Origin of the sequence: Thalassolituus sp. (assembly GCF_034111725.1) — a bacterium.
In the GTDB taxonomy this organism is placed as follows: domain Bacteria; phylum Pseudomonadota; class Gammaproteobacteria; order Pseudomonadales; family Oceanobacteraceae; genus Thalassolituus.
The window spans coordinates 15,132-32,190 of sequence record NZ_JAWUWR010000033.1 but is presented as its reverse complement, the minus strand read 5'-3'; the positions used below and the strand labels follow the sequence as shown (position 1 = coordinate 32,190).

Sequence of the window (17,059 nt, the reverse complement as noted above, 5' to 3'; positions counted from 1 at the left end):
GTTATGGCCAGCATTTATCTGGTACGTCATGGTCAGGCGGGTTTTGACAAATTAAATTATGATCAACTGTCTGAGTTAGGTTTTGCTCAAGGCGAGTTAGTCGGTAAGGCGCTGGCTCAGCGCGGCATTGAAGCGTCGATGGTTGTTCATGGCGCAATGCAGCGCCATCGCGAAACGATGCAATCGGCGCAGTGTCATTGGCATAGTTTTGGGCCGATTACTGAAATGCCCGGATTTAATGAATTTGATTCAGACGATGTCATTGCCTGTGCTTTTCCGAATTTTAAGCACAAGGCTGCATTGGGAGCTTGGTTGTTAACGCAAAAAAATCGCCGTAAAGCTTTTCAAGAGTTATTTGCAAAAGCTGTTGAGCGTTGGACATCTGGAGAACACGATGATGATTATATTGAATCGTGGAGCCATTTCACTGAGCGTTGCACGCAAGCCTTAGCCGATCTTTTGACGAAGGCCAATGGCAAAAATGTTGTGGTATTTACCTCGGGTGGACCCGTCACTGCAATTGCCCAGCACTGCTTGGGATTAAGCCATGACAAAGCGTTCGAATTAAATTGGACGCTGCTAAATGCCGGAATCTCGCAATTGCTTTATAACCGCGAAGGCAAAGTTAGCCTTGCCTCGTGTAACGAACATCATCATTTAGCCAGTGCTGGTAAACAGTATCTGACCTATCGTTAAAACTAGGAAACACATATGAATCCAACGAGCTTATTTGATCTTACTGGCCGCGTAGCATTGGTAACAGGCGCTAGCCGTGGTATTGGCGAAAGCATCGCAAAACTACTCGCCGCTGCAGGCGCACATGTGATTGTTTCTAGCCGTAAAGTTGACGATTGCCAATTGGTTGCGAATGCGATCAATGAAGCGGGTGGTAGTGCAGAAGCACTAGCATGTCATATCGGCGAGATGGATCAAATTGAAGCGTGTTTCAGCGCGATCGAAACCAAGCATGGCAAGTTAGATATTTTGGTTAATAACGCTGCTGCTAATCCGTATTTTGGTCATATTTTAGATACCGATTTAGGCGCTTACAGTAAAACCGTTGATGTAAATATTCGCGGTTATTTCTTTATGTGCGTTAAAGGCGGTAACCTGATGAAGAAAAATGGCGGCGGCAGTATTATCAACGTTGCTTCCGTTAATGGCGTTGTGCCGGGTGATTTACAAGGTATTTATTCCATTACCAAGTCTTCCGTCATTGCGATGACAAAGGCATTTGCAAAAGAATGTGCGCAGCTGGGTATTCGTGTGAATGCATTGTTACCCGGTTTAACTGATACCAAATTTGCTAGTGCGCTAACAAAGAATGACGCTATCTTAAAGCATGCGATGATGCACATTCCGATGAAGCGTGTTGCCATGCCGGAAGAAATGGCGGGCACTGTCTTGTATCTTGCATCTGATGCCGCAAGCTACACCACGGGTACCTGTATCAATGTTGATGGTGGTTATTTGCTGGTGTAACACTTTGGCGCTACATACATGGATCATCAATAGCAGCTTATATTCTTGTGATTGGCCTCTATAGAGTTTTTAAATAATCCCGATCCACTCTTTGTGGATCGTTCTTTTCTCTGCTTATCTGCGACAGACTGTTGCTCTTATCATACTTTTTCGACATCGCTTATTTCATATAAATATTGTTAAACTGTTCTTCCCGACAACGACTTTCCGTCGGTTAATCCTAAATATCAGGAGCAATATGATGAAAATGGCTAAATCCACGAGTTTTTTATTGAGTGCGTTGTTTGTAGCCGCGGGAGCGGTTGCCCACGAGCATGAAAATCCTTATGCCGATGTCACCATTCAAACCACCGAAGTGGCTTCAGGTATTTATATGATGACAGGTTCGGGTGGTAATATTGCTGTGAGTATCGGGCCTGATGGGACCTTTTTAATTGATGATCAATTTGCACCATTGAACAAAAAAATCATGAAAGCCATTAAAGCCGCGGGTGGCGATACCCCTAAGTTTTTGGTTAATACCCATTGGCATGGCGACCACACTGGCGACAACCAAGCGATGGGTGAAGCGGGTACTATTATTGTCGCGCACGAAAATGTCCGTAAGCGTTTATCAAGCGATCAGTTTGTTAAAGCATTTAATATGAAAAGTGGTCCTCAGCCGAAAGCTGCTTTACCTGTGATCACCTTCACTAACGAAGTGACCTTTCATTGGAATAACGATGACCTGAATATGGTGCATGTTGATAATGCTCATACCGATAGTGACAGCTATATCTTCTTCAAAAATGCGAATGTTATCCATGTCGGCGACTTATACTTCTCAGGCTTTTACCCTTTTATTGATCCTGATAGTAAAGGCTCTATCGCCGGTGTTATCGCCGGAGTAAATAAAGTATTAGCGCGCATTAATAATGATACTAAAGTTATTCCTGGTCATGGCGCTTTATCGAATAAAGCAGAGTTGGTGGCTTATCGGGATATGCTAAGTACTGTTTATGAGCGTATTAAAACAATGAAAGATGCGGGTAAAACTCAAGATGAGGTTGTTGCTGCGAAACCTACCGCCGATTTAGACGCCGAATGGGGTGATGGATTCCTTAAGCCAGATCAGTGGGTTGGCATTGTTTATCAAGGTGTGTAATACCAGTACAATCTAGCTTAAAATAGACGTTATTTGATTTAAGCCAAGAACTTAATGTTTCTTGGCTTTTTATAATTATAAAAAGAGGACATTATGCGATCACTAACCTATTTAACCGTTGGATTAGGTGTCATTGTCGGTGCAGCTTTATTGCTGCCTTCACCGATTAACTCTGCTGCCACCACACCCTCAACTCCCCAATTATTGGATGGTGCCTATACGCCTAACGACATGTTGCAGTCGGCACAAATGACTCTTCTTCCAGCAGGCGTGCATGGTGGTGAAGATGTCGCACTCGATCGCAACGGCTGTCGTTACACCGGTGTCGATGATGGCAGCATTCTGAAACTCTGCACTAGCGGTGAGGATGCTGGTCGTTGGCAAACGGTTGCGAATACTCAAGGCCGTCCCCTTGGACTGGCCATGACGTCGAGCGATGAACTTATTATTGCTGATGGTGTTCGTGGTTTATTGAAGTGGACGCATGAGGGGACATTGCAAGTATTAGCAGATCATTATCAGGGCGAAGCATTAGGCGTTGTCGATGATGTTGATATCGGTAATGACGGTACGATTTATTTCTCGGATGCTAGTACGCATTGGCCATTAGCGCAGTATTTAAATGACGCACTCGAAGCCCGCCCCAGTGGCCGTTTATTTGCGCTTAAACCGAGCGGTGAATTAACCTTGTTGGCGGATGATTTAGCCTTCGCAAATGGTGTCGCTGTGAGCGCCGATCAGTCATTCGTGCTGGTCAATGAAACCTATCGTTATCAAATTACCAAAGTGTTTCTAACAGGCGATAGAAAAGGCGAGAAAGTGATTTTTGCTGATGGATTGCCGAGCATTCCCGATGGTATTGCGCGTGCTGCCGATGGCAGTTTTTGGGTTGCTATGTATGCTTTGCGCAGCCCTGTTTTAGATGCGCTGCACCCGTATCCTTGGGTGAAAAATCAAATGGCTAAATTACCAAGTTCGCTATTACCTGTGCCGCCAGCTTACGGTTTGATTGTGCAGTTTTCTGCGCAAGGTGAAGTATTGCAAAGCTTGCATGATAGAGCGGCCGTTACTGTGGGTAATGTAACCTCGGTGCAACCCGAAGACGATGGGTTACACCTAGGCACCCTGCATTCAGGTGCCATTGGTGTGCTTAGATTTTAGGCTTATGAACAATCAGTTTGCGATAGAGTGAACTGATTGTTTGCTGTTATTTTCCTCAGTGTCGTTACTCTTTTCCGCGTCGTTATTGGTAATTGGACGGCTTTGAACGCTAGCAGCACTACTATTAAAACCACCAATTACACTAATAACAAAATCGACATTAGCGCGGTCTGTATCAGTCAGTTCAATTATTTGTTCTGCTCCTAAGCTCGGGTAGGCACCACAGGTTTCCCCGCTTTGGCAAATCAACAAATCGACATCGATATCAGAACCAGCATTAATGATATAGCGCCCGGGTTTTAGGCCTGTGAATTCATAATTACCGCTGCTATCGCTTTGTGTCTCGGCGACTACATCTTCGTTTTCGCTGTCGGCATCGAGCAATAAAATGTATTGCTGCGTCATGCCTCCACCGCTCACGACATCACCGACTTGCATTGTTACGCTGATCGACAAGGGGTAACCGCTGTCGGGGGTAACGGTAATCGTTGCGTCATAAATACCATCGATCAAGTCAGTGCGATCAAGGGTGACGCTATAGCTGCCCAGCCCATTAGCATCGACGCTACTCGACGACACCGTTAGCCAGTTAGCATCGTCAGTGACGCTGGTGATCATAGGATCGGTAGAGTCTTGGTTGGCATTGCTAACGGTAAAGTTAGCGCTGTCATCCGTACCTAAGCTGAGGTTATTCGGTGAAGATTCCAACACGGGAGTGGTACTGCTAGTGCCGCCAATATTTTGCGCAGCGACAACTGCTTTATAGGCATTGATAACGCCGTATCCAAATTCGTTATTACGTCCGCTTTGATCGGTTAGCTCTCCTGCTGCAAGCGCATTATCGACTTGTACGGGTGTTAGATCTGGATTGACGGCTTTCATTAACGCGAGCACGCCAGCCACATGAGGGGTCGCCATTGAGGTGCCCTGTTCCAAATAGTAAGAGGCAACACGAGCGCCACTGGCATCATTGACGGAAGTACTTAATACGCCATCAGATTGTCCATCGGCATTACGATCAGCCGTTAGATCACCTCCAGGTGCTGCTACGTCGATTTTACTACCGGAGTTGGAGTAATAAGCGATATTGCCATCAGGACCGATGGCGCTAACCGATATCACACCATTGTAGGAGGCGGGATAGGATAGCTCGGAGCTACCATCGTTACCGGCAGCTGCGACAATGATGACACCTGCATTACGCGCCGCGGTAATGGCATTTTGTTCGGCGGTTGATGCACCATAGCTACCTAAACTCATATTGATGATGTCGGCTTTCTGGCTGGGCACTGTGCCGCTATTGTTACTTAACCCTGCTGCGTAGCGAATACCTTGGATGATATCGCTCGATTCCCCACCTTGGGTGCCCAATACCCGCACCGGCATAATTTTAGCGCTCCAGCTCACACCCGCGCCGCCGGTACTGTTATTGGTTTCCGCTGCGACCGTGCCACTGACATGTGTACCATGCCATGAGCTACCGCCACGCTGAGTGCTGTCACCCGGATCATCAGGATTACTATCAATACCGTTACCGTCGTTGGCATTGGTGCTGTCTGAAATGAAGTCATAACCACTCACCAATTGGTTACTTAAATCGGGGTGCGCGAGAAATACCCCTGTATCGAGTACGGCAACAATGACATTACCGCCGCCAGCGCGACTGCCAGTGGTGATATCCCATGCTTGAGGCAGGTTGATGTCGTTGTAGTGATATTGATTACGATATAACGGGTCGTTGGGTGTTCGCAGCGCATGGCGAATATAGTTTGGCTCGGCAAACTCGACGTCGTCGCGTTCGTTTAAGCGTTTGATATCAATCAGGGTTTGCCTTGCTCGCGCTAGCTCAGGATTGAAAGCTTGTAGTGGTGTTAGTGCCGCAGCTTGAATGCGCGCCATTTTAACCTTGGCCGGATACTCGCTGGAGTAGTGGTCGGCGTTCAACCTAGTTGTACCTAAGGCACGGCTGTGTGTTTCTGCTGGCGGCTCTATACCTGATAGGGCTTTAGCATTAGCCGCTGAGCTATTGTCCTTCCACTGCACGACGGCTTGATCGAGTACGAAAGGTGCAAAACCTTTGCTATTGGATGTACTGGTAATACTGGTATCTGCCGGTTGAATGCGCAGTACGTATTTAGAGATGCCGCTGTAGGCATAGACGTTAACTAAATATTCACCATCGGCGGGAACGATGATTTCTTCAAACTCAGATTCGTTTAGTGAGCTTAAAATAGAGGTTTCTAGTGGCGGTTTGAATAGATAAAGATCGAGGTCGCCACTGTACGCTGATCCAGTATTATTACCTTCAAAATCAACGACTTGCAGGGTAATTTTTTGCCCAGCTTGGAGGCTAACCGAGAAGTAATCGTCTTCATCGGCATCGTTGTCAAAACGCTCAAAATCGCCGGCATCACTGGCGGCTGCAAAAGTCGGCACCGCCGAGGCAAAGCCATGTACAGTTACACGGTTAGGGATACTTTGTGGTGTCGATGGATCATTGTTAGACGCATAGGTTGCCAAGCTATCGTTAACATCTGAATCGGTGACGGTGTTAACCGGGATGCTTAACTGGCCTGACAAGCGCAAGCCCGAGTCGCTGCCACTGCCGCCGCCAGATTTACAGGCAATAAGTGTACAAGCTAAGGCAATCGAAAGAGTGATACGAGCGGGTGTAATCATTAACTTCTCCACAAGCTTGGCAAAAACTAAAGCAAGCTCGGTCATATAACATACGTCTGAACAGAGGGATTGGATGCCTTCCCCTCCTGCTTTTTATGCATAACAAATTGAATAACTGGTTCAATGTTAGGCATTTTACCGAGCTGGCGCAGTATCTTTTTGGGTTTTATCGGCTTTTCATCAGCCTTTTGCCTTATGGCACTTCTCAGTTGCTTTTATTAGTCTGAAAAAAATGACGCCAGCAAGGAATGCCAATGTCACTCGCCAAGGTCTATACCCGCGCACAATTGGGTATTGAATCACCTCAAGTTCAAGTTGAAGTTCACTTATCGAATGGTTTGCCATCCATGAGTTTGGTCGGCATGCCAGAGACCGCCGTGCGCGAGTCAAAAGATCGCGTGCGCAGCGCCATCATTAACAGCCAGTTTGAATTTCCGGCGAAACGCATCACGATCAATCTCGCCCCTGCGGATCTGCCAAAAGAAGGCGGTCGTTATGATTTGGCCATTGCTTTAGGCATACTCGCCGCCTCCGATCAAATCCCCGCCGATGCTTTAGAAAAATACGAGTTTATTGGTGAGCTGGCCTTAAGTGGTGCTTTACAGCCGGTATCGGGTGTTTTGCCCTCAGCGTTACAGTGCACAGAAAAACAACGGATTTTAATACTGCCCGCAGGTAATGCCGCGGAAGTCAGTTTGTGCAGTACTGGTGATTACCGTATCGCTTCGGAACTGAGCGAGGTAACGGCGTTCTTGCATGGCCAGCACCAGCTAACTCAGGTACAGCCTAACCTTGATGCTTTCGCATTAACGCGCTTGGGTGAGGATTTACAAGATGTCCGCGGTCAGCCACAGGCCAGACGGGCGTTAGAAATCGCTGCCAGCGGGCAGCATAATCTTCTATTTATTGGCCCACCAGGAACGGGCAAGACCATGCTCGCCAGTCGTTTGCCGGGGATTTTACCGCCAATGACCGAAGACGAAGCCTTAGTATCGGCGTCGATTTATTCGATTAGTCATCAAGATGATGGCTGGAAGCAGCGCTGGCGTCAGCGTCCATTTCGCGCACCGCATCATACGGCATCTGGGGTTGCACTGGTGGGGGGCGGAGGAAACCCTAAGCCAGGAGAAATATCGTTAGCCCATGGCGGTGTGCTCTTTCTAGATGAGCTACCGGAATACAGTCGCAAAGTACTCGACGTATTGCGCGAACCGCTTGAAAGCGGCCGTATTGTGATCAGTCGTGCTAATCGATCCATCACATTTCCGGCTCGATTTCAGCTCATCGCGGCCATGAATCCATGTCCTTGCGGTTATTTCGGTGATCCCTCGGGGCGTTGCCATTGCAGCCAAGAGCAAATACGGCGCTATCAAGGGCAAACGTCTGGGCCACTGCTTGATCGTATTGATCTGCACATTGAAGTGCCACCGCTTCCAGTGGCGGTTTTGCAACAAGCACCGCCGTCAGAGCCAAGCGAGCAGGTGCAGCAACGGGTGATCGCTGCGCGCGCGCGGCAAATGCAACGGCAAGGCTGTCCGAATGCTGAATTATCGGGAGCAACGCGCGATCGTGTGTGCGCGCTACGAGAAGATGACCAAACGTGGCTGTTGGATACTATCGAACGGCTGCAATTATCCGCTCGTGGCTATCACCGTTTATTGAACGTTGCCCGCACCATTGCTGATTTAGCCGAAGCCGAGCATATCGAAAAAATTCATCTTATGGAGGCTTTAGGCTATCGTAGCTTGGATCGCTACCGGCAGGTGACTTGATGTGTTTGTGTTTTTAAACGTTGAGCGTAATTAGGGTAATAACGTAAAGATATAAATTTCGATTGGGAGTGATTCTTTTGCTATTAGCGTGCAGATTTGTTTTTGTTTTGCGTTACTTTGTACCAATGTTAGCCCCGTTTAATCCTTCTCTAGCTGATGCGGTGGAGATAACTGAGCTATTTTCTTCGACGATGTTAGAGACTGAGATTTCGGCCAATCAAGTTGGTAATTATCTTGTTAAAACCACCGTATTTTTAGCAGAAACTGGAGAAGGATACGAAGACAGTATGTACATTAAGGTTGGACTTCAAAGTGAGGTACTGAAAATATTTAAACCAAGTATCTATCCAGACGCTATTGTTGCGAATGAAATAACCGAAGTTAGGTTTAATGTAAGTACCGCGATAGGAAATAAGAACATTCCGGCTCAGGTGGTCATTAGTGGAGATATTGAATTAACACTAAATGATGAAGGCGTTAATGGCGATTTAATCGCAGGAGATGGTAGTTTTTCATCAAGCTTTTCTATTGATGCTAGCCAATTAACTGAGGGGGAGTGTTTAAATTTTAAAGCTGAATTAATTCAAAGTGGCATACACAAGTCTTCACCTACAGAAGAGATCTGTGTCAGTGCGTATCCTCTTAGTAGTTCTCCTAACGGCATGAGTCTAACTTTGACGGATCCTGAAAATGGTACATCATACTCTGCCAATGAAATCTTGGTTACGTTCAGAGACTACACTAAAAAGGCAGAGATTGATCCGATTGCAGAGAGTATTGGGGCCGTCGTTGTGAGATGGAGTCCTTCGCCTGATTATTACTTATTAAGACTAAGCGTTCCGGCTACGTCTCACGACAATATGCAGGAAATCCTGAATACTCTCTTAAGCAATACCCTTGTAAAGTCAGCGTCCCTAAATGTAGTGGTATCAGGGGCGGATATTAAAAAAAATCCCCAATGATGAGTTTTTTGAGTTTCAAAATGGACTAAAAGAAATTCGTGCTCCTGAAACATGAAATCTGGCTACCGGAAATGTACTCATAGCAATTATCGATAGTGATGCATTCAACCGATGCTCGTCGATAAGCCAGCACTATAGATGTCAGTGCTAGAGATCTTGGACGTCTTTTATCTATGAATATTGTAAAGAGGGAATGGTAAACTTTGTAAAGTTGCGTTCTACCGAGACTAGACCAGACTAAAAAGACAGTTCATCTTTTTTTGTAGCGTTGGAGCACTTGATGCGCGACTCTGATTCGGTAAAGCAATTGGTTATTTTCTTGGCTGTTACAGCTGTTATTGTGGCGGGTATGGTGTATTACCACAAAGTAACGCCTAGCCCATTTGATGCGAAGGCTTTCTTCGGTGAAACGGGTGCTGTCCCTGTTGTTCCCTTACCCGTAGCGCCTAAAACAGGCACTGTTGCCCAGATCCCTCGCTCATAATTAGTTCACCATCAATACGTTCGATGAGGTGATCGAGAGACATAGGTTGGGCGTATAAAAAGCCTTGAACCCGATCACAGCCGAGAGAGTGAATTACCTCTAAGCATTTGCTGTCTTCTACGCCTTCGGCAGTTGTTTCTAAGCCTAAGCGCCGCGCTAAATACAACATAGAGCTAACGATATGTGTTTGTGGGCCGTCAGAACCTAACGGCGTTACAAACGCACGATCGAGTTTTATGCCGGTTAGTGGGAGCTCGTTGAGGTGCGAGAGTGATGAAAACCCCGTACCAAAATCATCCAATACGATGTGAACACCCGCCTGCTTTAGTGTGCGCAAATTTAGCAGTGACACACTGGCATCCAGCATCATGGCGGTTTCGGTCAGCTCTAACTCTAAGCAAGAGGATGGCACGCCGTTTTTTTCAAGCAGACTGAGAACTTTGTCGGCGTAATCAGGATCGGCGACTTCGGGGAAGGATACATTCACCGCCATGCGTAATGAGTGTCCGCGTTCGGCAAGTCGATGCCATGCTTTTAACGTTTCGCTCAAGGCCCATAAGCCCAAAGTCCGAATTAAACCGGCCATTTCGGCATCGCGAATAAATACCGTTGGTGGCACAACCCCTAACTCTGGGTGCAGCCAGCGTAATAGGGCTTCTGCGCCCACTAGCTTGCCGCTCGCGGTTTCGAACTGTGGCTGAAATTCTAGGTAAAACTCTTTGCGCCTTAGTGCGCGAATTAAATCGGATACGACTAGGCTCTCTGTTGTACTGAGCGAGCGTGTACCAATACCGCTTTGCATCATACGTTTGTGCTCAATTTGCTGCACACAGGCCTGTAGTGTTTTACCGAGGTCATTATAGCTGTGCAACATCAAGGGATTACTAAGGAAAGACGTCCACAGATAGGCACTGTCGTCTTCATATGAGGCAAGCCAAGATTCTGCCAATATTGCTTGTTGAGTACTCACCACCACAAACTGGTCATCCAACAACTTACCGATCAGGGCGTCAGCCGGTGCATTCGAGCGTAGGCGATGCTCAAACGCTTGCTGTGTGGCAAAGCGCAGTTCAGCGCTATCGCCAGATGCTGCTGGCCGCCATCGACAGCTCACTACTTGCAAAAACAGGTCAGGTTGCTTCTCTAAGCGGATGCGTAATTGCCGTAAAAACATTTGGCGCGTGAGTAGTGGGCATTGCAACCCGAGGGCGCTCGTACGTAAGTCTTCTAAGCCATGGCTTATTGACGTCGGTGAGAGCTGATCTTCATCCAGCCACACGCTCGCATCGGGATAATAAGCGCGTTCTGTCGGACGACCTATGATCAAGCACGCATGGTGAATGCTCATTTCCTGAATGCGATCACGTAAATTAGGTGAGTCATGAGGCGCGATTACGATAACCATATGGCCACTTGGAATCGGCATAAAGGCATCGAACATGCCACTACGAATGGGATGTGCAGCGGCTCCTGGTTGCTCACTTAACCATTGAATCAAGGTTGAGGATACGGGGCGTTCAGTCCCCAGAACCAAGAGATCGAGTATTGTGTGGTCTGGTAGAGACACCATAAGAAAACAATAAAACCGTAGGTAAATTAAAGGCTCCTATATGTATAGGTCATTAGCGCGACTCTTGCCGTTGGATTGCGAAAAAATATGAAAACACGAGAGTCGCTGGGTCGTTTTTGCTGCCGAATGTCAGGTCTTGTTAGTAAAGGAACGATTTAATCGCCGTCGATAACTGCTAAAATCCCCGGCCCAGAGAGAGGTATGTCCGTGGTCGATCTAAGTCAACTCAATCCCCGCCAGAAAGAAGCAGCCAAATACATCGACGGTCCACTGTTGGTGTTGGCCGGTGCGGGTTCGGGTAAAACCAGCGTGATCACGCGTAAGATTGCCTACCTCATCGGTGTTTGCGGCATTAAGCCGCACCACATCGCAGCGGTGACCTTTACCAATAAAGCCTCGCGCGAGATGAAAGAGCGAGTCAGCGCCTTGGTTGGCAAGGGTGGTGCCAAGGGGTTAACCGTCTCTACTTTCCACAATCTCGGTTTGAACATCATTCGTTTTGAGCACAAAACCGCAGGCTACAAGCCCGGCTTTTCGATTCTCGATCAAGACGACTGCAAAGGCATTATCCGTGACGTTATGCATCGTGAGCACGGTGATGATGGCGATATGCTCGACATGATTCAGAGCGCTATTTCGAATCTAAAAAACGATCTCATTACTCCTGAGCAAGCGGTCAACATGGCCCAAACTCAGCAAGATTCTCTGATTGCGCAAACCTATTCGGTTTACCAGCGCATGCTCAAGGCGTACAACGCGGTCGATTTTGATGATTTGATCATGGCGCCAACCGTGTTGTTTATGAACAATCCTGAAGTGTTAACACGCTGGCAGAAGAAGATTCGTTACTTGCTGGTGGATGAGTATCAAGACACTAACACCAGTCAGTATGAGCTGGTTAAGTTACTCGTAGGTCATCGCACCGGTTTGACGGTGGTTGGGGACGACGATCAGTCGATTTATGCTTGGCGCGGCGCTAAGCCCGAGAACTTGTCGCTACTCAAGAAAGACTTCCCGACGCTTAAAATTGTTAAGTTGGAGCAAAACTACCGCTCTACCGGTTTGATCCTTAATGCGGCTAACCGCGTGATTGATAACAACCCGCACGAATTTGAGAAAAAGCTCTGGTCCGATATGGGCTACGGCGATCCAATTAAGATTCTTAAATGTCGTAACGACGACGTTGAGTCCGAGCGCATTGCGACGGAAATTGTTGAGCGCCGCTTGCGTTATGGCTGCGGCTATAAAGATTTTGCCGTGCTGTACCGTGGTAATCATCAATCGCGCAATATCGAAATGAAATTGCAGGCCTATCAGGTGCCTTACAAAATTAGTGGTGGCCAGTCGTTTTTTGGCCGCAATGAAATTAAAGACATCATGGGCTATTTACGCTTAATCATTAATCCAAGCGATGACGCGGCCTTTTTGCGTATTATTAATACCCCACGTCGCGAAATTGGTCCGACCACGATTGAAAAGCTAAGCGAATACGCCGCCATGCGTGGCACGAGTATGTTGTCGGCCACCACTGAGATGGGGCTGGAGCAATCGCTTATGCCGAAGGCGCTTGATCGCTTGCGTCGCTTTGGGCATTGGTTGGATGGCATTACCCGCAATGCCTATACCGATGATCCGGTGGCGGCGATTAAAGAAATGATTAGCGACATCGATTACGAAAGCTATTTATTGCAGAACTCTGGCACGCCAAATCAAGCCGAGCGGCGCATGAAAAACGTATGGTTTTTAATCGACTCCATTAGCAAGATGATTTCCAAAGCGGAAGAAGAGGGTGATGAATGCACCATCGAAGATGCCGTAGGACGTTTAATTTTGCGCGATATGATGGAGCAACAAGCGCAAGAAGATGAAAGCGACCAAGTACAATTAATGACCTTGCATGCCTCCAAAGGTTTGGAGTTTCCACATGTGTATATTATGGGCATGGAAGAAGAACTCATGCCACACCGCAACAGCATTGAAGCGGACACCATCGAAGAAGAACGCCGTTTAATGTACGTGGGTATTACCCGTGCAAAGCGGACGTTAACACTGACCTATGCGGCAAAGCGCCGTCAGTATGGTGAAGCAGCGTCGACTACGCACTCGCGCTTTTTGGATGAATTACCGCCAGATGATGTTGCTTGGGAAGGCAAAACAGAAACCAGCGCTGAAGAGCAAAAACAACGCGGGCAAGAAACGCTGAGTAGCTTACGAAATATGTTGGCTGATTTTTAACGATTAACGAATATAAAAAAGCCCAGCAATTGCTGGGCTTTTTTATGTTTGGTTCGTGGTTATTTAATTGCCCAAACCTCGCCGTACACTTCGCCAACGGCTTGATCAACGGCGGCAGATGTACTGGCCTCTTGGCTAAAGGTTTTTAAGCTAATTTGACGTGCATTCACTTCAATTTTCGCCATCGTTAAGCGCAGGAATGTCGTCTCGCCCTTTTGTGTATTAGAGGTGTTAATGACCACGTGGCCAGTGCTATTAATTGCCCAAGTAAAGTCGAGAACTGAATCTTCTTCACCACCCACTTCGCCAACAAATACACCTGCACCGGCTGCTTTGAAATTAAAGACACCAAAGTCAGAAACAAGGGTTTGAGCCGTTAAGTCGGCACTGACAAAACTAGAGGTTGAACATGCTTCAGCAGCGGCAATGAAATCGGATGACGTTCCGCTCGTTGCAACACCACTTTGATCTTCGCCGTTTTCAATATCACCGGTTGAGCAAGGCTCAAGATCGGTAAGTAGGCTGTAATCAAATGCTGCTTTAATTTCATCGCGAGCACTGTTGTTAAATACCCATTGGTTGTCATTGCTGCTCCCCGCTGGAATGATGCCACCGCGACGCACATAACCATCATGAACGGTAAAAAACTGAGTTTTCTCATCGTCGTCAAGATCACCTTTTGAGATCAAAATAGCAGGTAAGGTGAATTGCATGATGACCTTAGTATCCACCGTATTCTGTGCCCAAGTGCCGGTGTATTTAGTGGTTAAGCTGGTACCCGCAGCATCGCGATAATCAACTAAATAATAGTTAGCGACACCACCGCTGACGAACTCCGCCATGATACTAATATCACGACCATAAAGTTCGGTTCCTTTAATATCGGATGGATCATTTGGGTTACTAGCCGCCGCGCTAGAAACCAGCTGCGATAGTGCAGTAGCAGCGTCGCCATCGGTTTCGTAGTTGCCGTCACCGGTGCGCAGGAAGACGTTATTACACCAAGTATCCGTTGGCGAGAATGGGCCTTCAGAGTTGCCAGAGCCATCCCAACACTGAGATACGGTTTCAACGTTATCCTTGAAAATGACATGAATAGCTGAGTCACGTACAAAGCTTAAACGATAGCCTGTTGCGCCTTCGCTAAAGGTAGCGGCAGGGTCAAGTACGTATTCATAGCGTTCGTCGTCTGCGAAGCTCGCGATGCGCTTGCCGGTCAAATTGACAGAAATGCCAGTAATCACTTCCTCTGAAGCATCAAGACCACCGCGTTTAACAATAACGCTGTCGCCGGATACGGTAATGGTTTCAGAGCTATCAGATACACAGTTCCAGGCATCGCTATCCAAAATACAATCTTGGTAGGTATCACCATTATCTTCTGAGTCAGCATCCCAAGTTTCGGTTGAGGCGTTGTAAATAGAACGCGTGATGGTAACGTTATTGCTGCTATCTGCGCTCACTGTGCCGTAAAAGAAATCAACAACGCCTTGGTCGTACTCATCACTTTCAAAAAAGTGCAGGCTGTCGCCAGAGGTTAATACTTCGGCAATGCTTACATCGGTCGCACTGCGTTTTGCTTCGCGTTCGGCAAGATCGTCGTTAATGGTTGCGGTATCAACGTTGGCGCCGTCAACGCCACCCGAGGAAACAACATCATCAGGATCAAAGCTTTCACCGGCGGCATCCACTTGTGACGAAATGGAGCTCAGTGCGGCAACGACTTGTTTTACGATGAGTGACAGAAGATCTTCAAATGCAACACCGGTTCCATCGGTAAGCTGACTCACGGTTTCAATATTATTTTGCATTACCACACGGGTGACCTGAGCCACCTTGTGTAGGCGCTCAAACTCAGCGCCATTGGTTTCGTCACTACTACCGGCAACATAGTCTTCGGCAAGGTCAATTTCGGTGCCAAGTTTTGTCTGAACGCTGGCTTTGGCTTCGTCGGGCGTGACGCCATTTTCACGTACTTCGTTCTGTACCATAGTGGTCAGAGGACTAACGAAATTATAACCAGCAGGGGCGGTTAAGGTGTAGGTACGATCAATGGCAACACCTGGGTTATCTTCATCGATAGTTTCACCGACGACGATTTCTACTACGATCGCTGCGCTGGCTAACTGTTCTGCCGTTACGCCATCTAGGGTGTAGGCACCGCCCGAGGTCGATGTCGTTGATGGTTCATCAGCATCACATTCTTGGTTGTCATTCAGATCTAAGCAGACGGTGGCTCCGGCTAAGTAACCGTCAGCGACTTTACCCGATAATGATTCGCTGCCGGTTTCTGCCGAGGCAGAGGCGTTATCGTTATTGGTATTAGAGCAACCAACCAGCGCACTTGATACGCACATGGCTGCTAGCAATGGGGTAATTCGATTCATGCTGTAACTCCTAACTAATGACGTGACCCTTGGTCGATGCACTGAGTTAAGCAGTTATTTGGCGAGTGTTTTGAAAAATACACCTACATAAAGTAGTTATTTGTCGTGAAGAAATGTTACTGAATTGTGCAAGCCGCTCGGGTTCTGGGCTGCAAGACTTTAGCTATTGTTATGGTTGTTATTTAGCAAGAAGTGGCTGACAGGAATGTCCGCCACTTATTAAAAACCTAGGAATTTACTCGGTTTTAATCCAGTAACCGCACTGCTATTTGTGTAGCCAAACTTTGTTACTGATACCCGCAAGTTCTTGATCGACAATGACACTAGCGGCATCAAGAGCGACATCATGAACAGCGCCATTGGCGATTACTTCATAGGAGATGGTCGTTTTTTCTCCTGCGCCAAGGCTCTCTAGCGTATGTTCCCATAACAAACGCTGATCATTGACTTCACCCTGATAGAGCGTAAAGCCTTCTCCTTCGCCGGAAAAATCACGCGGATCTAGGCTGTCTTTAATGATTAAGCCTTTAGCTGTTTCTTTTCCGACGTTGGTTAGGGTGAGCGACACGGTCACAGGCCCTTCTTTGATCGGATTAGGCATTAGGGTTTTGTGAATGCGTACATTCACAGGCGCCATGGTATAGAGCATGGTCAGAGGCGATGTGTATTGCCCGCGAGAAAATAAAATATACGACGGTACAGCTCCTTCGTTCTCGATTAGCGGCGGTGTGGCTTTCATCAGTGGGCTGCCACCGTCTGGCAGAGATACGGCAACGTTCACCGATTCAACGGCGTTTTGGGGTAGGTCACCATCCATTAAAATGGTTAGATCAATTGCCGCCTTTTGAATATGGCCGCGTTCGCCGCGGTATTGCACATCCGGTGCTACTGCGATGGTTGCTGTATTGCCGCGCGCTAAAGTAATAGGTTGGCTGTCACCGCCACGAAATCCGATCGTGCCGGTGAAATTCTTTTCGGAGCTATTGGTAATGGTTAGCGTGATATCTGTGGTTGGTGCTGCACCATCTTGTAACGCTATTCTGCCTTCCATATGGGTGATGATAATGTCTGCCGGTCCGACGTCCATCGTCGATATCTTTTGCTCAACAGCAAGGGTGCTAGCACTGACAATAACGCCAACTAAGCAGCCCATCATACGTAACCAATTCATGTTTATTCCTCT

At 47.4% G+C, this 17,059-nt stretch carries 12 protein-coding genes; 8 read left to right on the top strand and 4 right to left on the bottom strand.

Going from position 1 to position 17,059, the window contains the following annotated elements; genetic code table 11:
• Positions 1 to 3 precede the first annotated feature (3 nt).
• From UXZ23_RS04660 to UXZ23_RS04645, 4 genes are all read left to right on the top strand, one after another.
• Positions 4 to 696: a histidine phosphatase family protein gene (locus UXZ23_RS04660; RefSeq protein ID WP_320819475.1), complete on the top strand. Its 693-nt coding sequence runs from the start codon at positions 4 to 6 to the stop codon at positions 694 to 696.
• Between the two features lie 15 nt (positions 697 to 711).
• The gene (locus UXZ23_RS04655; protein ID WP_320819474.1) at positions 712 to 1,482 is read left to right on the top strand and encodes an SDR family oxidoreductase; all 771 of its coding nucleotides are present in this window, start codon (positions 712 to 714) and stop codon (positions 1,480 to 1,482) included.
• Between the two features lie 238 nt (positions 1,483 to 1,720).
• Positions 1,721 to 2,626 carry an MBL fold metallo-hydrolase gene (locus tag UXZ23_RS04650; protein ID WP_320819473.1) on the top strand — a complete coding sequence of 302 codons (906 nt, stop codon included), beginning with the start codon at positions 1,721 to 1,723 and terminating at the stop codon, positions 2,624 to 2,626.
• Between the two features lie 93 nt (positions 2,627 to 2,719).
• Entirely contained in the window at positions 2,720 to 3,787 is a 1,068-nt protein-coding gene (locus UXZ23_RS04645) for an SMP-30/gluconolactonase/LRE family protein (RefSeq protein WP_320819472.1), read from the top strand.
• Between the two features lie 12 nt (positions 3,788 to 3,799).
• Here UXZ23_RS04645 and UXZ23_RS04640 read toward each other — a convergent pair whose 3' ends face one another.
• The gene (locus tag UXZ23_RS04640; RefSeq protein ID WP_320819471.1) at positions 3,800 to 6,466 is read right to left on the bottom strand and encodes a S8 family peptidase; all 2,667 of its coding nucleotides are present in this window, start codon (positions 6,464 to 6,466) and stop codon (positions 3,800 to 3,802) included.
• A 254-nt stretch (positions 6,467 to 6,720) separates the two neighbouring features.
• Here UXZ23_RS04640 and UXZ23_RS04635 point away from each other — a divergent pair, with 254 nt between their 5' ends.
• From UXZ23_RS04635 to UXZ23_RS04625, 3 genes are all read left to right on the top strand, one after another.
• On the top strand, positions 6,721 to 8,238 hold the full coding sequence (locus UXZ23_RS04635; RefSeq protein ID WP_320819470.1) for a YifB family Mg chelatase-like AAA ATPase: 1,518 nt from the start codon (positions 6,721 to 6,723) through the stop codon (positions 8,236 to 8,238).
• A 77-nt stretch (positions 8,239 to 8,315) separates the two neighbouring features.
• The gene (locus UXZ23_RS04630) at positions 8,316 to 9,200 is read left to right on the top strand and encodes a choice-of-anchor X domain-containing protein (protein ID WP_320819469.1); all 885 of its coding nucleotides are present in this window, start codon (positions 8,316 to 8,318) and stop codon (positions 9,198 to 9,200) included.
• A gap of 280 nt (positions 9,201 to 9,480) precedes the next feature.
• On the top strand, positions 9,481 to 9,684 hold the full coding sequence (locus tag UXZ23_RS04625) for a hypothetical protein (RefSeq protein ID WP_025264426.1): 204 nt from the start codon (positions 9,481 to 9,483) through the stop codon (positions 9,682 to 9,684).
• Here UXZ23_RS04625 and UXZ23_RS04620 read toward each other — a convergent pair.
• A complete protein-coding gene (locus UXZ23_RS04620; RefSeq protein ID WP_320819468.1) occupies positions 9,647 to 11,254 on the bottom strand; it encodes an EAL domain-containing protein in 1,608 nt (535 codons plus the stop codon). The two genes, UXZ23_RS04625 and UXZ23_RS04620, sit on opposite strands and share 38 nt — an antisense overlap.
• Before the next feature lie 201 nt (positions 11,255 to 11,455).
• On the opposite strand from UXZ23_RS04620, the gene rep reads away from it, so the two are divergent.
• Positions 11,456 to 13,489, top strand: a complete 2,034-nt coding sequence (gene rep / locus UXZ23_RS04615) for a DNA helicase Rep (RefSeq protein ID WP_320819467.1) — start codon at positions 11,456 to 11,458, stop codon at positions 13,487 to 13,489.
• 59 nt (positions 13,490 to 13,548) lie between these two features.
• Here rep and UXZ23_RS04610 read toward each other — a convergent pair whose 3' ends face one another.
• Both UXZ23_RS04610 and UXZ23_RS04605 read right to left on the bottom strand, forming a co-directional pair.
• Positions 13,549 to 15,876 carry a hypothetical protein gene (locus UXZ23_RS04610; RefSeq protein WP_320819466.1) on the bottom strand — a complete coding sequence of 776 codons (2,328 nt, stop codon included), beginning with the start codon at positions 15,874 to 15,876 and terminating at the stop codon, positions 13,549 to 13,551.
• 265 nt (positions 15,877 to 16,141) lie between these two features.
• Positions 16,142 to 17,047, bottom strand: coding sequence for a hypothetical protein (locus UXZ23_RS04605; RefSeq protein ID WP_320819465.1), 906 nt, complete (start codon positions 17,045 to 17,047; stop codon positions 16,142 to 16,144).
• Positions 17,048 to 17,059: the final 12 nt, after the last annotated feature.